This window comes from Streptomyces sp. ATexAB-D23 (genome assembly GCF_000373645.1).
GTDB classification, from domain to species: Bacteria; Actinomycetota; Actinomycetes; order Streptomycetales; family Streptomycetaceae; genus Streptomyces; species Streptomyces castrisilvae.
In genome coordinates this window covers 1-2,292 of sequence record NZ_KB892073.1, presented here as the reverse complement: position 1 = coordinate 2,292, position 2,292 = coordinate 1, and the positions used below count along the sequence as shown (strand labels likewise).

The window sequence follows — 2,292 nt, the reverse complement described above, 5'->3', positions numbered from 1 at the left end:
TCCGAACCGGCCACCGCCGTCACCGCGCTCGCCCGGCTCTGGGCGGACGGTGCGGATGTCGACTGGGCGGCGTTCTACGCCCCGACCGGGGCCCGCACGGTCGACCTGCCCACGTACGCCTTCCAGCACCAGCGCTACTGGCTGGAGGGGGGAGCCGGCGCCGCGGACGCCGGCGCGCTGGGGGCCGAGCCGCTCAAGCACCCGCTGCTGAGCGCGGCGGTGGAGCTCTCCGACGGTGACGGGCACGTGTTCACCGGCCGGATATCCGCCCGCACCCACCCGTGGATCGCCGAGCACCAGGTCGCGGGGGACGCGGTGTTCCCCGGCACCGGCTACGTGGAACTCGCCGTCCGCGCCGGCGACCACCTGGCCTGCGACCGGATCGACGAACTCGTCCTCGAAGCGCCGCTGGTCCTGCCGGAACGGCAGTCGGTCCAGGTGCAGGTCGTGGTCGACACCGCCGACGCGGCCGGCAGCCGTTCCTTCCGGATCAGCTCCCGCACCGCCGGACAGCCGTGGATACGCCACGCGAGCGGCGTCCTCGGCACCGCGCCCGGACGGCAGCACAGCGGGCTCACCGCCTGGCCGCCCGCCGGGGCCACCGCGGTCGACATCGACGGCCACTACCCGGCCCGCGCCGAGAACGGCTTCGGCTACGGGGCGATCTACCAGGGCCTGACCGCGGTCTGGCGGCGCGACGGCGAACTGTTCGCCGAGGTCGTGCTCGGCGACGAATTCCGGGGCGAGGCCGACCGGTTCGGCCTCCACCCCGCCGTACTCGACGCCGCGCTCCAGGCACTCTCGTACGACGAGAGCGCCGCCGGAGCGGCCCGGCTCCCCTTCGTCTGGAGCGGAGTCACCCTGCACGCGAGCGGCGCGTCCCTGCTGCGCGTCGCCATCGCGCCGGGCGCGGCGGACGGCGCTTACACCGTCACCGTCGCGGACACCTCGGGCGAACCCGTGCTGACGGCGGACGCGCTGACCCTGCGGCCGTACGACGGCACCCCGTTCTCCGCCCCCACCCAGGAGCGGCCGACGGCCGCGGCCTCCGAGGCCGTGACCGAGACGCCGGCGCCCCGTCCCACCGCACGCCGCAAGGCCGCCGCGGCCGTGTCCGGCGGCGGTCAGGCCCTGCGCGACCGTCTCGCCGCCCTGCCCCGGCAGGAACAGCGCGACGCCCTGCTGGAGATCGTGCGCCGACGCGCCTCGATCGTGCTGGAGCAGCCGCCCACGCAGGCGATGAACGCCGAACTGCCGTTCCGCGAACTCGGCTTCACCTCCCTCACCGCCGTCCAGCTGCGCGAGGCGCTCGCGGAGGAGACCGGCCTGCGGCTGCCCGCCACGCTCGTCTTCGACTACCCGACACCGCGCGCCCTGGTCGACCACCTCCGTGACGAACTCCTCGGCGGCGACGAACCCGCCGGCGCCCCGGCGGTCCGGACCCGGGCGAACGCGGACCAGGACGACCCGATCGCCATCATCGGCATGAGCTGCCGCTACCCGGGCGGCATCCAGACCGCCCAGGACCTGTGGCAGCTGGTCGCCGACGGCACCGACGCGATCTCCGGCTTCCCGACCGACCGTGGCTGGGACCTGGAAGCGCTGTACGACCCGGACCCGGACAACCCCGGCACCTGCTACGTCCACGAGGGCGGGTTCCTGCACGACGCGAGCCGGTTCGACGCGGGCTTCTTCGGCATCAGCCCGCGCGAGGCCCTCTCCATGGACCCGCAGCAGCGGCTGCTCCTGGAGACGTCCTGGGAGGCGATGGAACACGCCGGCTTCGACGTCCACACGCTGCGCGGCAGCAGCACGGGTGTCTTCGCCGGGGTGACCTACCAGGACTACGGCGGCCTGCTCGCCGTGGCGAAGGAGAGCTCCGAGGGCTTCCTCGGCACCGGCAACTCGCCCAGCGTCCTGTCCGGCCGGGTGTCGTACTCCTTCGGTCTCGAAGGCCCGGCCGTCACGATCGACACCGCCTGCTCCTCCTCCCTGGTCGCGCTGCACTCGGCCTGCCAGGCCCTGCGGGAGGGCGACTGCACGATGGCGCTGGCCGGTGGTGTGACGGTCATGTCCACCCCGATCTCGCTGATCGAGTTCAGCCGCCAGCGCGCCCTCGCCACCGACGGCCGCTCCAAGCCGTTCTCCGAGGACGCGGACGGGGCGAGCTGGGGCGAGGGCGTGGGCATGCTGCTCCTGGAGCGTCTTTCGGACGCCCGGCGCAACGGCCACCGTGTGCTGGCGGTCGTGCGCGGCACGGCGGTCAACCAGGACGGCGCCTCGAATGGTCTG

Annotated in this window: 1 protein-coding gene; it reads left to right on the top strand. The window is 74.1% G+C overall.

Going from position 1 to position 2,292, the window contains the following annotated elements:
* Positions 1 to 2,292 (top strand): beta-ketoacyl synthase N-terminal-like domain-containing protein (locus tag B082_RS37195; RefSeq protein WP_037711390.1); only part of this gene is annotated, 2,292 nt, incomplete at both ends.